The 18,101-nt window shown below is 63.5% G+C and carries 16 protein-coding genes and 3 pseudogenes; 12 read left to right on the forward strand and 7 right to left on the reverse strand.

Annotated elements, in window-relative coordinates; genetic code table 11:
* From NQE15_RS09760 to NQE15_RS09790, 7 genes and pseudogenes are all read left to right on the forward strand, one after another.
* Entirely contained in the window at nt 1-948 is a 948-nt protein-coding gene (locus NQE15_RS09760; RefSeq protein ID WP_265949188.1) for an acetaldehyde dehydrogenase (acetylating), read from the forward strand.
* A gap of 29 nt (nt 949-977) precedes the next feature.
* Nucleotides 978-2,008, forward strand: a pseudogene (dmpG, locus tag NQE15_RS09765) (4-hydroxy-2-oxovalerate aldolase).
* Nucleotides 2,009-2,088: 80 nt separating this feature from the next.
* Nucleotides 2,089-3,117: pseudogene (locus NQE15_RS09770) on the forward strand (branched-chain amino acid ABC transporter permease); the annotation flags it as partial.
* Between the two features lie 39 nt (nt 3,118-3,156).
* Entirely contained in the window at nt 3,157-4,950 is a 1,794-nt protein-coding gene (locus NQE15_RS09775) for a branched-chain amino acid ABC transporter ATP-binding protein/permease (protein WP_265950220.1), read from the forward strand.
* The gene (locus NQE15_RS09780) at nt 4,947-5,696 is read left to right on the forward strand and encodes an ABC transporter ATP-binding protein (protein ID WP_265949191.1); all 750 of its coding nucleotides are present in this window, start codon (nt 4,947-4,949) and stop codon (nt 5,694-5,696) included. The genes NQE15_RS09775 and NQE15_RS09780 overlap by 4 nt, the downstream gene beginning before the upstream one ends.
* An 18-nt stretch (nt 5,697-5,714) precedes the next feature.
* Nucleotides 5,715-6,296: a hemerythrin domain-containing protein gene (locus NQE15_RS09785; RefSeq protein WP_265949194.1), complete on the forward strand. Its 582-nt coding sequence runs from the start codon at nt 5,715-5,717 to the stop codon at nt 6,294-6,296.
* Nucleotides 6,297-6,342: 46 nt separating this feature from the next.
* Entirely contained in the window at nt 6,343-7,206 is an 864-nt protein-coding gene (locus NQE15_RS09790) for an alpha/beta fold hydrolase (RefSeq protein WP_265949196.1), read from the forward strand.
* Between the two features lie 60 nt (nt 7,207-7,266).
* Here NQE15_RS09790 and NQE15_RS09795 read toward each other — a convergent pair whose 3' ends face one another.
* A complete protein-coding gene (locus NQE15_RS09795) occupies nt 7,267-8,145 on the reverse strand; it encodes a ParB/RepB/Spo0J family partition protein (RefSeq protein ID WP_265949198.1) in 879 nt (292 codons plus the stop codon).
* Between the two features lie 262 nt (nt 8,146-8,407).
* Here NQE15_RS09795 and NQE15_RS09800 point away from each other — a divergent pair, with 262 nt between their 5' ends.
* The 3 genes from NQE15_RS09800 to NQE15_RS09805 all read left to right on the forward strand — a co-directional run bounded on the left by NQE15_RS09800 (nt 8,408) and on the right by NQE15_RS09805 (nt 10,946).
* Nucleotides 8,408-9,721 carry a hemolysin family protein gene (locus tag NQE15_RS09800; RefSeq protein WP_265949201.1) on the forward strand — a complete coding sequence of 438 codons (1,314 nt, stop codon included), beginning with the start codon at nt 8,408-8,410 and terminating at the stop codon, nt 9,719-9,721.
* Nucleotides 9,722-9,939: 218 nt separating this feature from the next.
* Nucleotides 9,940-10,248 carry a DUF4124 domain-containing protein gene (locus NQE15_RS24045; RefSeq protein ID WP_416336516.1) on the forward strand — a complete coding sequence of 103 codons (309 nt, stop codon included), beginning with the start codon at nt 9,940-9,942 and terminating at the stop codon, nt 10,246-10,248.
* A 26-nt stretch (nt 10,249-10,274) separates the two neighbouring features.
* Nucleotides 10,275-10,946 (forward strand): J domain-containing protein, encoded by a 672-nt coding sequence (locus NQE15_RS09805; RefSeq protein ID WP_265949204.1) that lies wholly within the window; start codon nt 10,275-10,277, stop codon nt 10,944-10,946.
* 91 nt (nt 10,947-11,037) lie between these two features.
* On the opposite strand, the gene bfr (NQE15_RS09810) is transcribed toward NQE15_RS09805, so the two are convergent.
* The 6 genes and pseudogenes from bfr (NQE15_RS09810) to NQE15_RS09835 form a co-directional block, all read right to left on the reverse strand.
* Nucleotides 11,038-11,520, reverse strand: a complete 483-nt coding sequence (gene bfr, locus NQE15_RS09810) for a bacterioferritin (protein ID WP_265949207.1) — start codon at nt 11,518-11,520, stop codon at nt 11,038-11,040.
* Between the two features lie 12 nt (nt 11,521-11,532).
* A complete protein-coding gene (gene bfr / locus NQE15_RS09815) occupies nt 11,533-12,018 on the reverse strand; it encodes a bacterioferritin (RefSeq protein WP_265949209.1) in 486 nt (161 codons plus the stop codon).
* Between the two features lie 75 nt (nt 12,019-12,093).
* The gene (locus NQE15_RS09820) at nt 12,094-12,351 is read right to left on the reverse strand and encodes a ferrous iron transport protein A (protein ID WP_265949212.1); all 258 of its coding nucleotides are present in this window, start codon (nt 12,349-12,351) and stop codon (nt 12,094-12,096) included.
* Nucleotides 12,348-13,496, reverse strand: coding sequence for a nucleoside recognition domain-containing protein (locus NQE15_RS09825; protein WP_416336538.1), 1,149 nt, complete (start codon nt 13,494-13,496; stop codon nt 12,348-12,350). Before NQE15_RS09825 ends, NQE15_RS09820 begins: the two co-directional genes overlap by 4 nt.
* 69 nt (nt 13,497-13,565) lie before the next feature.
* Nucleotides 13,566-14,314 (reverse strand): annotated as a pseudogene (locus NQE15_RS24050) (FeoB small GTPase domain-containing protein); the annotation flags it as partial.
* Nucleotides 14,315-14,485: 171 nt separating this feature from the next.
* On the reverse strand, nt 14,486-15,130 hold the full coding sequence (locus NQE15_RS09835; protein ID WP_265949220.1) for an SOS response-associated peptidase: 645 nt from the start codon (nt 15,128-15,130) through the stop codon (nt 14,486-14,488).
* A 252-nt stretch (nt 15,131-15,382) separates the two neighbouring features.
* On the opposite strand from NQE15_RS09835, the gene NQE15_RS09840 reads away from it, so the two are divergent.
* Together NQE15_RS09840 and NQE15_RS09845 are read left to right on the forward strand one after the other, a co-directional pair.
* Nucleotides 15,383-15,787, forward strand: a complete 405-nt coding sequence (locus NQE15_RS09840) for a hypothetical protein (RefSeq protein ID WP_265949222.1) — start codon at nt 15,383-15,385, stop codon at nt 15,785-15,787.
* 239 nt (nt 15,788-16,026) lie between these two features.
* Complete coding sequence (locus NQE15_RS09845; protein WP_265949224.1) at nt 16,027-18,084, forward strand: AsmA family protein; 2,058 nt, start codon at nt 16,027-16,029, stop codon at nt 18,082-18,084.
* Nucleotides 18,085-18,101: the final 17 nt, after the last annotated feature.

An 18,101-nucleotide genomic window follows, 5' to 3' on the forward strand; every position in this document is an offset into this window, starting at 1 on the left:
ATGAGAAAAATCAAATGCGCGCTGATCGGTCCCGGCAATATCGGCACCGACCTGCTCTACAAATTGAAGCGCAGCCCCTTCCTCGAACCGGCCTGGATGGTCGGCATCGATCCCGAATCCGAAGGCCTGAAGCGCGCCGCCGAAATGGGCCTCAAAGTCACGTCGGAAGGCGTCGACGGTCTGCTGCCGCACGTCCTGGCCGACGGCGTGCAGATCGCCTTCGACGCCACCTCGGCCTACGTCCATGTCGAGAACACCCGGAAGCTAAACGCCCTGGGCGTCCTGATGATCGACCTGACGCCGGCCGCCATCGGCCCCTACTGCGTGCCGCCGGTCAATCTCCGGGAACTGGTCGGGCAAAAGAAAATGAACGTCAACATGGTTACCTGCGGCGGGCAGGCCACCATCCCGATGGTCGCCGCCATCTCCCGCGTCCAGAAGGTCAAGTACGGCGAGATCGTCGCCACCATCAGCTCGAAGAGCGCCGGCCCCGGCACGCGCAAGAACATCGACGAATTCACCCGCACCACCTCGGGCGCCATCGAGCAGGTCGGCGGCGCCGAAAAGGGCAAGGCGATCATCATCATCAACCCGGCCGAACCGCCGCTCATCATGCGCGACACCGTGCACTGCCTGACCGAAGAAACACCCGACCAGGCGCGGATCACCGACTCCATCCTGACCATGATTGCCGAAGTCCAGCGCTACGTGCCGGGTTACCGCCTGGTCAATGGCCCGGTCTTCGACGGCAACCGCGTCTCGGTCTTCCTCGAAGTCCAGGGCCTCGGCGACTTCCTGCCGACCTACGCCGGCAACCTCGACATCATGACTGCCGCTGCCGCCCGCACCGCCGAAATGTTCGCCGAGGAAATCCTCAACGGGCGGCTGACCCTCGAAGCGGTCGATACCGTCGGCGTCGCCAAGACCGCCGGCTGCGGCGCCCACTGAGCGCGCCCCGCGAACCCCAGGAGAAAACCATGAATCTCAAAGGCAAGATCGTTACCGTCCACGACATGACGCTGCGCGACGGCATGCACCCCAAGCGTCACCAGATGACCCTCGACCAGATGATCGCCATCGCCAGCGGCCTCGATGAAGCCGGCGTGCCGCTGATCGAAGTCACCCACGGCGATGGCCTGGGCGGCTCCTCGGTCAATTACGGCTTCCCGGCCCATACCGACGAAGAGTATCTCGGCGCCGTCATCCCGAAAATGCAACAGGCCAAGGTCTCGGCCCTGCTGCTGCCCGGCATCGGCACCGTCGACCACCTCAAGATGGCCAGAGACCTCGGCGTGCACACCATCCGCGTCGCCACCCACTGCACCGAGGCCGATGTCTCGGAGCAGCACATCACCATGGCCCGCAAACTCGACATGGACACCGTCGGCTTCCTGATGATGAGCCACATGAACAGTGCCGAAGGCCTGGTCAAGCAGGCCAAGCTCATGGAAGGTTATGGTGCCAACTGCATCTACGTCACCGACTCGGCCGGCCACCTGCTGCCGGATGGCGTCAAGGAACGCCTGGGGGCGGTCCGCCAAGCCCTCAAGCCGGAAACTGAACTCGGTTTCCATGGCCACCACAACCTGGCGATGGGCATCGCCAACTCGATCGCCGCCATCGAAGTCGGGGCCAACCGCATCGATGCGGCAGCCGCCGGCCTCGGCGCCGGGCCGGCAACACGCCGATGGAAGTGCTGATTGCCGTGTGCAGCCTGATGGGCATCGAGACCGGCGTCGATGTCGCGAAGATCACCGACGTCGCCGAAGACCTCGTCGTGCCGATCATGGACTTCCCTATCCGTATCGACCGCGATGCGCTGACCCTGGGCTATGCCGGGGTCTATGGCTCCTTCCTGCTCTTCGCCAAGCGCGCCGCCGTGAAATACGGCGTCCCGGCCCGCGACATCCTGGTCGAACTCGGCCGCCGGGGCATGGTCGGCGGCCAGGAGGACATGATCGAGGACACCGCCATGACCATGGCCCGCGAACGCGGACTGGCCGTCTGACGATGTCGGGCCGGCACGCTGTCGGCCCGGCTTTTGCCCTGTTTTGATCGGCGACCGCCAAGGTCGCACTGGAGTCCTTCATGGATGCTGAAATCTTCGCCCTGCTGGCTCAGGATGGCGTCACCAATGGTGCCATCTATGGCTTGCTGGCACTGGCGCTGGTCCTGGTCTTTGCCGTCACCCGGATCATCTTCATCCCGCAAGGCGAATTCCTCGCCTGGGGAGCGCTGACCATGGCGGCCCTGGAAGCCGGCCATTACCCCGGCACCGTCTGGCTGCTGCTTGGCGCCGGTGTGCTGACCCTGGGCGCCGACCTTGTCGCCGCCAAGCCCGGGCGCCGCCAGCTCGGCAAGTCACTGCTCTGGAATCTCGCCTATCCGCTGGCCGTCGCCGGCCTGCTCTGGGTGCTGCCGCTGGCGGAATTGCCGCATCTGGCGAAAGCGCTGCTGGCGCTGGCCATCGTCGTGCCCATGGGGCCGATGATCTACCGCGTCACCTTCCAGCCGGTGGCCGAAGCGCCGGTGCTGGTCCTGCTCATTGTCTCGGTCGCCCTGCATCTGCTGATGGTCGGCCTCGGCCTGCTGATCTTCGGGCCGGAAGGCTCGCGCACGGCGCCGTTCAGCGAGGCGCAGGTCGCGGTCGGTTCGCTGCTGGTCGGCGGCCATACCCTGGTCGTGCTGGCCGCCTCGCTGGCGCTGATCGTCGGCCTCTATCTGTATTTCGACCGCACGCTGGCCGGCAAGGCCCTGCGCGCCACCGCCATCAACCGCAACGGCGCCCGCCTGATGGGCATTTCGCCGGCCTTGGCCGGCCGCCAGACCTTCTTCTTCGCGGCCCTGATCGGCACGCTGTCCGGCCTCCTGGTCGCGCCGCTGACCACCATCTATTACGACAGCGGTTTCCTGATCGGCTTGAAGGGCTTCGTCGCTGCGATCATCGGCGGCCTCGCCAGCTACCCGCTGGCGGCGGCCGGTGCCGTCGTCGTCGGCCTGCTCGAATCCTTCTCCTCCTTCTGGGCCAGCGCCTTCAAGGACGTGCTGGTGTTCTCGCTGATCATCCCGGTGCTGGTCTGGCTATCGTGGTCCACCCATCATGTCGAGGAAGAGGAAACGGCGCATGTCGTGACGGCGGCCCGGCGTGACGGCTGGATCAGCCCGCGCCTGGCGTTGGCCGTCTTCCTCGGCGCGCTGCTGCTGGCGCCGCTGGTCCTGCCCGAGTTCTACGTCACGCTGCTCAACTACGTCGGCCTCTCGGCCCTGGTCGCCCTCGGCCTGGTCCTGCTGACCGGCGTCGGCGGTCTGACCTCCTTCGGTCAGGCGGCCTTCGTCGGCCTCGGCGCCTACACCACGGCCTGGCTGACCAGCGGCGGCGAACTGCCGGCCTGGTTGTCCTTTATCGGCGGTTCGCCGTGGGCGGCGCTGCTCGTCGGCCTGGCGCTGACAGCGACGGTGGCGATCGTCCTCGGCTCCTTCACCCTGAAGCTGTCCGGCCACTACCTGCCGCTCGGCACCATGGCCTGGGGCATCAGCCTGTTCTTCCTGTTCGGCAACATGGAATTCCTCGGCGGCCATGCCGGCCTCTCCAACCTGCCGGCGATCAATATTTTCGGTGTCGAATTGCTCGATAACCGGCATTACTACTATCTGGTCTGGGCCTTCGTGCTGGCCGCCCTGTTCACCACCAAGAACCTGCTCGACTCGCGCGAAGGCCGCGCCATCCGGGCGCTCAAGGGGGGCATGGTGATGGCCGAGGCGATGGGCGTCGATACCTCGCGCGCCCGCATGGTGATCTTCGTCATCGCCGCGCTGCACGCCTGCGCCGCTGGCTGGCTCTATGCCCACCTGCAGCGCTTCGTCAATCCGACGCCGTTCGGCCTGCACATCGGCATCGAGTACCTGTTCATGGCCGTCGTCGGCGGCGCCGGGCAGGTCTGGGGCGCCCTGGTCGGGGCCGGGGTGATCACCGTCCTCAAGCAGTGGCTGCAGGACATCCTGCCCAAGCTGTTCGGCTCGGCCGGGCATTTCGAAGTCATCGTCTTCGGCCTGCTGATGATCGTCGTCCTGCATCGGGCCCGCGACGGGCTGTGGCCGCTGCTCGCCCGCCTGGTGCCGGTGCGCCACGAGCCGAAGGTGGTCGACGTCGCTGCCGAACCGCTGCCCAGGAAGGCCCAGCCGCCGCATGGCGAGGTGATCCTCGAAGCGCGGGCGGTGACCCGCAAGTTCGGTGGCCTGGTCGCTAACAACAACATGAGCCTGCATGTTCAGGCTGGCGAAATCCTCGCCCTGATCGGCCCGAACGGTGCGGGCAAGAGCACGATGTTCAACCTGCTCTCCGGTGTCGATACGCCGACTTCCGGCGAGATCTTGTTCCGCGGCCAGCCGGTGGCCGGCCACAGTTCGCGGGAAATCGCCGCCCTTGGCATGAGCCGGACTTTCCAGCACGTGCTGCTGCTGCCCACCATGAGCGTGCTGGAGAACGTCGCCATTGGCGCCCACATGCGCGGCAGCCAGGGGGTCTTGGCGGCCGCCTGGCGCCTGGACCGGGCCGAGGAAGCCCGCGTGCTGCGCGAAGCGGCGATCCAGGTCGAACGGGTCGGGCTCGGCGAATACATGCATGTCGAGGCCGGCAGCCTGGCCCTCGGCCAGCAGCGTATCCTCGAAATCGCCCGCGCCCTGTGTTCCGACCCCTGCCTGCTCCTGCTCGACGAACCGGCAGCCGGCCTGCGCTTCAAGGAAAAGCAGGCGCTGTCCGACCTCCTGAAGCGCCTGAAATCGGAAGGTATGGCGGTGCTGATCGTCGAACACGACATGGATTTCGTGATGAGCCTGGTCGACCGCGTCGTGGTCATGGAATTCGGCGAAGAGATCGCCACCGGCTTGCCGGAAGAGGTGCAAAGCGATCCGGCGGTTTTGGAAGCCTATTTAGGGGGCGTCGCGGCATGAGTACGAACGTATTGGAAGTCAAAGACCTTTCAGTCGCCTACGGCAAGGTCGAGGCGGTCAGCAAGATCAGCCTGGAAGTCGGCGAGGGCAAGATCGTCACCGTGATCGGCCCGAACGGCGCCGGCAAAACGACGACGCTGTCGGCGATCATGGGCCTGCTGCCGTCTTCCGGCCAGGTTGCCTTCGACGGCAGCATCGAGCAGGTGCCGGAAGTCGAACGCATGGTCGTCCGCGGCATGAACCTGGTGCCGGAAAAGCGCGAGCTGTTCGGCACCATGAGCATCGAGGACAATCTGCTGCTCGGCGCCTTCCAGCGCAGCCGGCACGGCCATCGCGACCATCTGGAAACGATAGAGGACGTCTTCGCGCTCTTTCCCCGGCTCAAGGAGCGCCGCCACCAGGCGGCCGGCACGATGTCCGGCGGCGAGCGCCAGATGCTGGCGGTCGGCCGGGCGCTGATGGCCAAGCCCAAGCTCTTGATGCTCGACGAGCCCAGCCTCGGCCTGGCGCCGCTGATCGTCCGCGAGATTTTCCGCATCATCGCCGAACTGCGCCGGCGCGGCGTATCCATCTTGCTGGTCGAGCAGAACGCCCGCGCCGCGCTGCAGGTGGCCGACTACGCCTACGTGCTGGAAAACGGCGAGGTCAAGATGCAGGGCGAGGCCGAACAGCTGCGCGGCGATCCGCGCGTCATCGAAAGCTACCTCGGCTTGGCCAGCAAGCATCAGGAAATGCTGTCAACTTAAGGATTACGGAGAACCCCCATGGAAGCACTGCGCATCATTTCCGACGAGCACCAGGCGCTGGCCGCCATCCTGCACGCCATCCGCTTCATGCTCAAGGAAGTCGCCGCCGGCCGGCTTGAGCCGGACCTCAAGCTCTTCCAGGCGATGGTCCATTATCTCGACGCCTACGCCGAGAAGCGCCATCACCCGAAGGAAGACCTGCTCTTCAAGTATCTCGAAGGACGGACGGCGGAAGGGGCTGACGCCCTGGCCAACCTGGCGGTGCAGCATGCCGCTGCGCCGGAGCGCATCGCCGCCCTCGACCGGGCGCTGGCTGATTTCGTCGCCGATCCCACCCGCTTCGCCGGCTTTGCCGCGGCCTTCGACCGCTACGCCGACTTCTACCGCAGCCACATGATGGCCGAGGAAGACATCGTGCTGCCGCTGATCCGCCGCCATCTGACGGCTGAGGACTGGGCCGCGGTTAACCAGGAGTTTCTTGCCGAAATGGCCGAGAACTCGGGCAAGGACGGCGCCTCGGAAGACTTCTCGGCCCTGTTTTCGCGCCTGGTCGAATGCGCCCCGGCGCCGATCGGCTTCGGCGGCCGGCCTTTCGCCTGACGCGGCCAAACCCAACAGCATCATTCATTGATAAAGGAAAACCACCATGACTACCCCAACCCTCACCGAAACCGCGACCAGCCGGTTCGTCCGCATCAAGGAAGGCGATCTCGACCTGCAACTGCATTACAACGATGCCGGGCAGGGCGCCGAGACGGTCGTCATGCTGCACGGCTCCGGCCCCGGTGCCAGCGGCTGGGCCAATTTCAACCGTAATGTCGAGCCGCTGGTCGCCGCCGGCTACCGGGTCATCCTCATGGACTGCCCGGGCTGGAGCAAGAGCGATCCCATCGTGTGCACCGGCTCGCGTTCCGAACTCAACGCCCGCGCCCTGAAGGGGCTGCTCGATGCCCTCGATCTCGAACGCGTGCATATCATCGGCAATTCGATGGGCGGCCACAGCGCCGTCGCCTTTGCGCTGGCCAACCCGAGCCGCGTCGGCAAGCTGGTCCTGATGGGTGGCGGTACCGGCGGCCCCAGCCAGTTCGTGCCGATGCCGACCGAAGGCATCAAGCTGATTCAGGCGCTGTATCGCGAGCCGAGCATCGAGAACCTGAAGCGGATGATGGCCGTCTTTGTCTTCGATGCCAGCAGCCTGACCGAAGAACTCTATCAGGCCCGTCTCGACAACATGCTGGCCCGGCGCGACCACCTGGAGAATTTCGTCAAGAGCCACGCCGCCAACCCCAAGCAATTCACCGACTACGGCCCGCGCCTCGGCGAAATCGCCGCCCCGGCCCTGGTTATCTGGGGCCGTGACGACCGCTTCGTGCCGATGGACGTCGGCCTGCGCCTGCTCTGGGGCATGCCGAACGCCGAACTGCACATCTTCAACCGCTGCGGCCACTGGGCGCAGTGGGAGCACGCCGACAAGTTCAACCGCATGGTGCTCGATTTCCTCGCGCACTGAGCGAAACCGCTTCCTCTGAGGTATTGCGGCCGCCCTGCGCGGCCGTTTTTTTGCCGAGGCTCAGGCGCGCTTCAGGGCCAGGAACTCGTCGATCAGCCGTTCGAGGATTTCCTCCTCGTCGCCATCGCTCAAGCCCAGTATTTCGGCGACCAGTTTGACCTTGCCCGGATTGACCCGGGCGCGCGGCGCGGCCAGCGCAGGTGCGGTCGGCGCTACGGCTGGCAGTTCTTCCCAGGGCGGCACGTCGGTGTCGCCGCCGGCTGTCGCCGTGGTTTCCTCGTTCTTCTTGCGGCGGCTGGTTTCCTGGGAGAGGGCGCTGGCGACGACCTTGCGGGAAACCTTTTCGCCTTCCGGCAACTGCTCGATGTGACCGATCAGCGACTCGGCCTTGGCTTCGTTTTTCTTGGCCAGTTTCTCGATCTGGACGGCGGTGCTGGTGCTGGAAATCTTGCCGGAATCGAGCAGGGCGGTGACCTTTTCCGAGAGGTTGGCGGCGGCGGTCGCCTGGCTGAGCCAGGTCGGCGCCCGGCCGAAGTGCTGGGCGGCTTCCTCAGGCGTCGCGAAGCGTTCGGCAATTGCCTGGATGGCGTTGGCCATCTCGCGCGGTTCCAGCGGGGCGCGGACGCCGAGTCCGATGTTTTCAAAAACCTGCACTTCCAGTGTCTCGTCCGGCGCGCAGGCGCGGATCACCACTGGCACTGATTTCTCGCCGGCCAGGATGGCGGCCTGCCGCCGCCGCTCGCCGGCGATCACGGTATAGCGGCCGGCCGCGTCGGCGGGGCGGACGACCAGCGGCTGGATGACACCCATCTTGCCGATCGAATTGGCCAGGCTCTTGACGCTGGCCGCGTCGACGCCCTTGCGTGGATGGCCCGGATCGGGCTGGATTAGCGCGACATCGACGAATTGAAATTGTGCAGAGCTGTCTTTGAAGGTCATGGCCGTTCCGTGGGTATCGTGGTCGCCGGTCCATGAAATGCGCCCTGGGCAGTAAGCTGGATGGATCGGCAAGGGGCCGGCATGTTCGTCTTTTCCCGGGGAATTTTCAACTCGCCGGAATCCGACCGCATGCCGGATTGATGTCCTTTGTGGGTTTTTTGCCGCCGAATCGACGATCTAAGACCATCTACCGGCCCTGCTACAATCAGCGCCATCTCAACACCGAAGTCGCGCGCCATCCAGGCGCAGGGCGGCTTTTCCGATGGACATAGCACTGCTCCTCATACTCATTCTCGTGAACGGCCTGTTTGCCATGTCCGAGATTGCCGTCGTTTCCTCGCGCAAGTCGCGACTCCAGAACCTGGCAGAAGACGGCAGCCTGGGCGCCCAAGCGGCGCTATCTTTGCACCAGGAACCTGCCAGTTTTTTTTCCACCATTCAGGTCGGCATCACCTCGGTCGGCATTCTCAGCGGGGCGATCGGTGAAGCGGCGCTTGCCGACCCGCTGGCCGAATGGCTGGCCGGCATTCCCCTGGTGGCGCCCTACGCGCGGACCGTGGCGCTGACCATTACCGTCGTCGGACTGACCTATTTTTCGGTCGTGGTCGGCGAACTGGTGCCCAAGCGCCTGGCCATGCTGGCGCCGGAGGGCATTGCCGCGCTGATCGCCCGACCGATGATGGTGCTCGCCCGGCTCACCCATCCGCTGGTCGTCATCCTGTCGGGGTCCTGCACCGCAATCCTGAGCCTGATCGGTGCCCGTGCCAAGGAGGAGTCGCCGGTCACCAACGACGAGATCAACGTGTTGATGGAGCAGGGCGCCGAGGCCGGCGTCTTTCACGAGAGCGAGCAGGAACTGGTGTCCAACGTCCTGCGCCTCGATGAGCAGCGCATCGCCGCGATCATGACGCCGCGCCGCGAGATGTTCGTGGTCGATCTCGATGAAGACGAGGAAACGGTTCGCCAACGCATCGTCGATACCGAATTCTCGCGCCTGGTGGTGTGCCGCGACGGCCTCGACCATATCCTGGGCATCCTGCAAACCGGCGATCTGCTCAAGAAGGCGCTACCCGGCCACTGCATCACGGCGGCCGATGTCGAGTCGGTACTGCATCCGCCGCTCTACGTTCCGGAATCGGTAACCACGACCCAGCTTCTGGAAAGCTTCCGCCGCGCCCGCCTGCAGTTTGCCCTGATCGTCGACGAATACGGCGACGTGCAGGGGCTGGTTACCTTGACCGACGTCCTCGCTTCCATCGTCGGCGAACTGTCGGTGCCGGAAGCCCCGGAGGACCGCGACATGGTTCAGCGCGAGGACGGCTCCTGGCTGGTCGATGGCGATGTCGGTGTCGAACGCCTTAAATCCGCCCTCGATATTGACGACGACCTGCCCGGTGAAGACGAACGCAGCTTTCACACGCTCGGCGGTTTCATCATGCACACCCTCGGCCGCATCCCGTCGCCGACCGATCATTTCGAAGCGACCGGCTGGCGCTTCGAGGTCATGGACATGGACGGCAACCGGGTCGACAAGGTGCTGGTTTCAGTGGTCGCACCGCCGGCCGTTCCTGAGTGAGTCGCCGGCCACCGCAGATCAGGCAGGCCTGGACTGATTCAACGACTTGTCGCTATTTCGTTGGCCTGGTTTTACACGAGGAAATTCCGCAAAAAATATCGGCGGAACAGTAAGCAAATGGATCCCCGTTAAATTACACGGCATAATTCGAGTGGGTAAGATTCGCGCGGTCTATCAATCAAAATAATCTATCGGGGGCGGTATCCATGCGTCGCAGAATGGCAGTCCTGTTGTCTGTTTGCTGTTTTTGTCTAGAGGCTTCCGCCGACACCTACCGATGTGTCAAAGGGGGGCAGGTGCACTTTTCGGATACGCCATGTGCGGCCGGGGCCAACCGGGTTGACGAGGGTGCCGATAAGGTGAGCCGAGAGCAGCGCCGGCAGGCCGAGTCGATTAATCAGGGCAACCGAGGTCAATTGGCTGAACTCGAATATCGGGCCGCCCGCGACCGGAACGCGCGCGGTGGGGTCTATATCCTCAACAGCGAGCCTGTGCCACCCTCTACCTACAACCGGCGCTCACGCTGAGCGCGACCGGAGCATTTTTTCCATTCATGGCCACTAACCTTTATGACCTCCTCGAGGTCAATCAATCCGCCAGCCAGGAAGCTATTGCCGCCGGCTACAAGCGTCTTCAGGCCAAGTTTGTCGATCCGGCCGCCCAGGGGGACGAAGATGCAACCAACCACTTGATCGCCCTTCGTGAAGCCCATTCGACGCTTTCGGACCCCGATCGGCGCCGCCGCTATGACGAACGCCTCGTCCAGCGGCAAGCCGAACCGCTTGCGACTTCCGCGCAGCCGGGAGGTTTCACCCGGTTGATCGTTGTCGCAGCAATTATTGGCGTCTGCGGTGTGGGGTACGCCAAGTATCAGTCTGATCAGGAGAAGGCTCGCCTTGAGCGTGAGCGGGTCGTCGCGGAAGCAAAACAGGCGGAAATACAGGCCAAGCGAGAACAGGAAGAGATGTTGGCGGCCCAGCAGGCAGAGCAACGGCGTCTGCGCGAAGAAGCCATTGAACGCGCCAACCGTGCCAATGATCTGGCCTACGCCAATCAGGTTTCCCGCAATGTCTACCACCAGGAGACGTTGGCGCGGCAACAAGAGGAACGGCAACGGGTGAGCGCCGAGCGCGAACAGAACTATGACGCCGCCCGACAATTGGCAAGGGAAAAAGCTTATTTACGCCAGCTGGAATCGGAAAACGCCCGTAACAGGCGCTATTGAGAACGTCTGGATTGATTAGAAAAGGCGCACAGCTCGTCGGCGTCTTTTCAGAAAAAGCCGCAGATCACACTGCGGCTTTTTCTTTCGGCTATTAGTCGCCGCCCGGCTCCATGTGTGACTGCAGGTAGTTGGCCAGCGTCACGTCCTTGATCAGGCTCTGCTGCGTTTCCAGCCAGTCGATGGCTTCCTCGCAGTGTTCGAGCAGGTCTTCGAGCAGGTCGCGGCTGACGTAGTCCTGCAGTTCCTCGCAGAGGGCGATGCTGTCGACCAGCAGGGGATGCTGGATTTCGCGTTCGTACTTGAGGTCGCCGGCCAGGCATTCGACCACTTCCTCGCCGATCATCAGCTTGCCGAGGTTCTGCAGGTTGGGCAGGCCTTCGAGAAAGAGGACGCGCTCGATGATCTCGTCGGCTTCCTTCATGACGCGGATCGACTGCTTGTACTGGTAGTCGTTGAGCTTTTCCAGACCCCAGTTGCGGAACATCCGGGCATGCAGGAAATACTGGTTGATCGCGGTCAGCTCGTTTTTCAACACCTTGTTCAGGGTGTCGATGATCTTCTTGTCGCCTTTCATCGTCGTGCTCCCTTAAGCCGGACTGCCGGAGCCCATCTGGCTCTGCTGGTAGTTTTCCAGACCGACCAGGTCGATCAGACGAATCTGCTTTTCGAGGTAGTAGGCGTGGTCCATCTCGGTGTCTTCCAACTGAACGCCGAGCATGTCGCGGGTGACGTAGTCCTGGGCCTTTTCACAGGCAGCCATGGCCTTCTTCAGCTCGCCGACGACGTGGTATTCGACGTCGAGGTCGGCCTTGAGCATTTCCGGCACCGTCTTGCCGATCTTCAGCGCGGCGCGCTTGCTGAGGTCCGGTTTGCCTTCGAGGAAGAGAATGCGCTGGATCAGGGCGCGGGCATGTTGGCGCTCGTGATCGGATTCGTGCAGGGCTTTCTCGGCCAGATGGCCGAAGCCCATGTCGGCATACATTTCACCGTGAATCAGGTATTGATCGACGGCGGTCAGTTCGCCGGTCAGCAGACCATTGAGGATGTCGATGATTTTATTGTCGCCCTTCATAGCGTCGTTCTCCGGAATTGGTTGGAATACGGAGGCTGGCTGGCGGACCTCGGCTGGCTTGCCTGAGCGGCCATTCTAGGCGTTGGCCGTGTCCTTTTCCACCCAGATATGACGTGCGACCGCATGTTCCAGGGCGAGTTCAACCTCGTCAGCGAGAATCACCGTCATTGGCCGCTGTTGCAGCACCTTGAGCGGCCGGCCGGCGGCCAGGCCGTAGGCGGTGAGCTGTTCGCGCTGCAGTGGGTCGATTTCGTCGCCCAGCGCGGCGAGGCGGACTACCTTGCCGGGCGGGATGAAGGCCAGTGGCAGGCGGGCTTCGTGTTTGGGGCTCATGCGCCGATCCAGAGGGCACGCAACAGCAGGTTGAACAGGCCGCCGATCAGGAAGGCGAAGGGAACGATGACCACGACCATGGCGACGGCGACTTTCGCACCCTGTTCCTTGACCATCATCATCAGGCTGGCGAAGCAGGGGATGAACAGCGTGATGGTGATCATGCCGACCACGGCCTGGATCGGCGACAGGCTGTGGGCCATGGCGAAGAGGCCGGTGGCGCCGAAGTCGCGGCGCAGGAAACCCATGACGAAGGCGGCCGAGGCCTCGGGCGGCAGGCCGAGCCAGCCTGCCACCAGCGGCTCGCCAGCGCGGATGATCATGGGCAGGGCGCCGGTCTTGTCCAGCGCGTACATGATGAAAGTGCCGAGCAGGAAGAGCGGGATGACTTCGAGCAGATACCACTTGAGCCGGCCGCCGGTTTTTTTCAGCACATTGCCGATGATCGGCAGGCGCATCGGCGGCAGTTCGGTGACCAGCGGAATGCGTCGGCCGGGAATCAGCTTGGCGGCGAGAAAGCCGGCGAGCAGCAGGATACCGACCATGGCGGCGGCCCAGACCAGCACGGCGGTGAAGGAAATGCCGCCCAACATGCCGAGCACGACGCCGAGTTGGGCCGAACAGGGAATGGCCAGGGCGAGCAGGAAGATGGTGATCAGCCGTTCGCGAGGGCTGTGCAGGATGCGGGTGGTCAGCGTCGCCATCGTCACGCAGCCCAGGCCGAGCACCATCGGCAGCACGGCGCGGCCGTTGAGGCCGATGGTGGCGAACAGGCGGTTGGCGATCACCGTCAGGCGCGGCAGGTAGCCGGAATCCTCGAGCACGCCAAAGGCGAAGAAAAAAGTGGTGACGATGGGCAGGATCAGCGCCAGCGCGTAGGTCATGCCCATGGTCCACAGGCCATACTGGCCGACCAGCAGTTCGGCCAGCCAGGGTAGGCCGATCGCCGCATGGACCAGATCGGTGAAGGCGGGATTGAGGATGCCTTCGAACAAATCTTTTTCCAGCAGGCCGACCAGCACCGTGGCGCCGAATACGCCGACGAACTGATAGACCGCGTAAAGCACGCCGAGCAGGATGGGAATGCCCCACACCGGATGTACGACGTACTGGCCAAGGCGCTGGGAAAGCAGGGGGCTGCTCATCGCGGCGCGTTTGATCACGCTGGCGGCCAGGGCGTCCGCTGCTTCGGTGCGTTCGTGGGCGAGCCGGCTCGGCAGTTTGTTCTCGGCGCGGGCGCCGGCTTGCTGGCGCAGGGCTTCCAGTTCGGCCAGCGCCGTTCCGGCATGCGCGGCCAGCCAGTCGGCCACTTCCGAATCGCCGCCGAGATAGAGGATGGCCAGACCGCGGGCGGCCAGGTGGGGGTGCGGGGCATGGCGGGTGATGCAGGCGCCGATGCCGGCAATGTCGGCTTCGATATCGGCATCGTAGCGGAGCAGAGCTTGCGGCCGGCGGGCATTGCCCAGGCTGCTGGTCAGTTCGCCGACCCCTTCGCCGCCGGTGGCGACGGTGGCCAGCACCGGGATGCCGAGTTCTTCGGCGAGGGCCGGGATATCGACGGTGACGCCGCGCGCCGCGGCCTCATCGTGCATGTTCAGGGCGAGCACCATCGGTACGCCGAGTTCGGCGAGCAGGGCGGTCAGGGTCAGGGTGCGGCGCAGGTTCTTGGCATCGCCGACCTGGACCAGGCAGCGCGGGTCTTCGTTGAGCAGCGCCCGCATGGTGGCCCGCTCATCGTCGCTGCGCGAGGGCAGGGCGAGGACGCCGGGGTGTCGAGCAGCATCGCCGTGTGGTCGAAGCGGGTGCTGGCGCGGGTGACTTCGACGGTGGTGCCGGGGTAGTTGGAAACGTTGACGTAAGCGCCGGTCAGGCGGTGAAAGAGAACGGATTTGCCGACGTTGGGATGGCCGACGAGAAGGATGGCACTGGCGCTGGAAATCGAGGTGTTCACGGTGAGGGGCATTCAGGTAGTCGCGGTCGGCCGGGTATGCTCCCGGCTGCCCGTTACTTTACGCCGGATTGCACCGGGCCTTGATGATTTGCAGCAGGTTTTTGCAATTGCGAAGCGTTAGCAAATCCGTGTTCAATCAGCCTATTCGGCAGCCACCAGAGCGGCAAAAAAACAGCCGGGCGTCTACGTGAATGCCAGCGACAATTGCGGCGATGGCGCTTCCTCGATGATGGCCTCGACGGTCAGTGCGTGTCTTGAGGGCGTCTGCAGAATCGCCTCGAACTCGGCTTCCGGAAAATCGGCATGATCGTTCAACCAGAAGCGGCCTTCATCGCGATCGAGGATGAGCGGCATTCGGTCATGGATGCGGCTGACGGTTTCATCGGCGGCGGTGGTCAGAATGGCACAGGTGGTTCCGGCCAGCGGGTGGTGATCAAAAATGCCGGCGAACATCAGTACTTCGCCGGCCGGGTGGCTGATCCGCATTTTCTGTTTTCCGCCAACCAATGTCTGCCATTCATGGAACGCAGTGGCCGGTATCAGGCAACGATTTCTTCTCAGGATCTTGCTGTAGAACGGTTTGCAGGCCAGACCTTCGCCGTGAAGGCTGATGGGCGGGCTGTGCGGTTCCTTGTCGAGAAAACTCCCGACCAGACCCCAGCGCGCTTTGCGGCCCGAATGGCCATTGCCGCTGGCGACGATCATCAGCACTGGGTCGGCCGGGTGCATTTCCCCGGCGTGGGGCATTTCGCCCTGCTCAAGATGAAGCTGCGGAAACTGCCTGTTCAGTGTCCTGGCCTTTGCCTTGAGTTCGTAGCATCCGCACATGGCGGCCTCTCCAGTGATACGATATACAGTAGTTTATACAGTATTAATCGGGTTCACAAGGATGATTCTCGCCAGGCGCCGGATCGCCTGGCACCCCGGGAACAAATCACGATCGGCCCGATCCAAAGAATGTCTAAGCAATACTTGCGTTTCGTACCGGTTTTGAATCGACGAGGAAAATCCCGTGGCGACGATTTTCGATACCGTTGGTGCAGCACTGTTCGGCAGCTTGTCTGGCGAAGGAGGTCGCACATGCTAGCGGGGCTTCTTGTCGGTGCGGTACGCAAGTTCTGGTGGCAATCCTTCAATTCCCTGCCGCCGCTCGCCAGTTCCGATGCCCTGCTACCCTCCAATGCCACCCATCTGCGCTATTCGCTGTTGCACTTGCTCAAACAGTTGCGTCGGAAGATGACGCTTTTCCAACTGGGCGGGACGGAGTTCTCCGAGTGCTACATCCTTGGTCATAGCGTACTGCAGCCGGCCTTGGCCTGCATCCTGATCAAGAACGGCTGGGTCGTTCCCGGTGGCACGCACTGGGCAAACGAGGTCGTCAAGTATCAGCTGTCTTCCGCCGGTTTCGCAGTCGAACAGCAACTGGAGGTCTGGTGGGCCGAGTTGACGCTAAATCAGCGCCTGCGCGCCGCCCTGCTCGAATGAATGCCACGAACCCCAAGGGGCAGGGGCGTTTGCCAAATAGAACCAGCCTTCGGACCATCACCATCTGCCCGACCCGCTAAAGCATAGCAATCCCGGAATTCCTTTTTTTGCATATTTCCAGTTGACCGCAGGATTGGCGGCAGAGGGGCCTTTGAGCCCCGTTTTACAGTTATCTAAACGTAATTTTCACAGGCTGCTAGTCTGAAAGCTCTGTCGAAGCGAATACGAGGTAATCAGGGATGACTGTTGTTCGCAAACTCGGAATCGGCGTTGCCGTTCTGGTCGGCTTGCTGGTCGGGGCGGCCGGCGTGTTGTACGCGCTGTTCGACGAGGCGGCGATCAAGCGGCAACTGGTCGAGCAGGTGGCGGCCAAGACCGGCCGGCAGCTGACCATCGGGGGCGAGCTTGGCCTCTCGGTCTGGCCGGACGTGGCGGTTCGCGTCGGGCAGGTTGGCCTGTCCGAAGCGGACGGTCGTAGCGAATTCCTCAACCTTGCCTCGGCTCGCATCGCGGTTGCGGTCATGCCTTTGCTCAGCAAGCGCCTGGAAGCCAAACGCATTGAAATTGACGGTTTGACCGTCAATCTCGTCAAGCACAAGGACGGCTCGCTCAATATCGATGACCTGACCCGCGGCAAACCGGCGCCCGATGCGGCACCGGAGGCAGCGCCCGGCCAGCCGGGCGAGCCGCTGGAAATCGACGTCGCCGGGTTGGAACTGCGCAATGTGCGCGTCAATTGGCGCGACGAAGCGAGCGGCAAGACCTCCGAAATTTCCGACCTCGACCTGGCGACCGGCGCTTTGTCCGGCAATACCGGGAGCAAGCGTTTTTCGGTCGAAAAGCTCAAGCTGGCAACGCAAGGCAGCGTCGGCGCCGACCACTTCGTGCTTGCCCTTGAAACGCCGGGGGTGGTGCTGACGGCAGGCGAGGCCAAGGGCGAGACGCTGACTTTCATGGCTACGCTGGAAAGCGCCGGCAAGAAGGTGGTGGCCAAAATTGCGCTGCAGGATCTGGCCGGCTCGCTCGACGCGCTGACCATCCGCAACCTTGTTTTCGGGCTTGACGGCAAAGTCGGCGAAGCCGAGTTCAAGGCCGATCTGAGCTCGCCGGTGAGCGTCAATGGCAAGGACAAGATCATCAGACTCGACAGGCTGGCCGGCAGTCTTGCTGTAAGCAGCCCGGCACTGCCCGTGAAGCAGGTCAAGCTGCCGATGGATGGTCGGTTGACCGCTGACATCGGCCGCCAGCGGGCCGACATCGTCCTCAAGACCCATCTCGACGACTCGCAGATGGATCTCAAGCTGCTGGTCGAGCGCTTCTCGCCACTGGCGCTGGATTTCACCATCGGCATCGACCAGCTCAACGTCGACCGCTATCTGCCGCCGAAAAAGGCCGGGCCGGGCGGCGGCGAGAAAGCCAACGTCAGCGCCAAAGCCGAAACGGGCGGGGCGGAGGCGAAGATCGATCTGTCGGCGCTAAAAGGGCTCGATCTCAAGGGCGCCATCAAGATCGGCCGACTGCAGGCCCACAAGCTCAAACTCAGCGGGCTCGACGTGCAGATCGAGGCGGCTGGTGGTCGTCTGCAGGTTGCACCGTTGCGCGCCAGCCTCTACGGCGGTTCGCTCGACGGGGCGCTCGCGGTCAACGCCGCCAGCAACCAGTTTTCCCTGCGCCAGAACCTGCGCGGCGTCGATATCTCGCCGCTGCTCAAGGATCTGGCCGACAAGGACTTTCTCGAAGGCCATGGCAACGTGTCGCTGGACGTCACGACGCGCGGCGATACGGTGTCTGCTCTCAAGCGCGGGCTGGCCGGGAAGGCAGCGCTCGACTTGCGTGATGGCGCCATCAAGGGCATCAACGTGGCGAAACTGCTGCGCAGCACCAAGAACTTGCTTGGTGGCAAGCAAGCCGTGAGCGGCACCGCCGATACGGCGGAAAAGACCGAATTTTCCGGGATGACCGCCAGCTTCAACATTGACGGCGGCGTCGCCCGCAATAACGACCTGTCGCTGAAATCACCCGTCGTGCGCCTGGCCGGCGGGGGCGAGATCGACATCGGGCACGACCGGATCGACTATCTCGCCAAGGTCAGCGTCGATGATTCCATGACCGGCCCCGGCTCTGAACTGGCGCAGCTCAAGGGAATTTCCGTACCGCTCCGCCTGCGCGGCCCCTACAGCCAGATCGCCTATACGCTGGAACTGGACAAACTGCTGGTCGAAGTCGCCAAGAGTCAGCTGAAGGAAAAGGCGACCGAAGCGCTGGGCAAGGAGTTGCAGAAACTGTTTGGGAAATAGACCTCTTGCAGTCCAAT

The sequence above is a fragment of the Dechloromonas sp. A34 genome (assembly GCF_026261605.1).
In the GTDB taxonomy this organism is placed as follows: Bacteria; Pseudomonadota; Gammaproteobacteria; order Burkholderiales; family Rhodocyclaceae; genus Azonexus.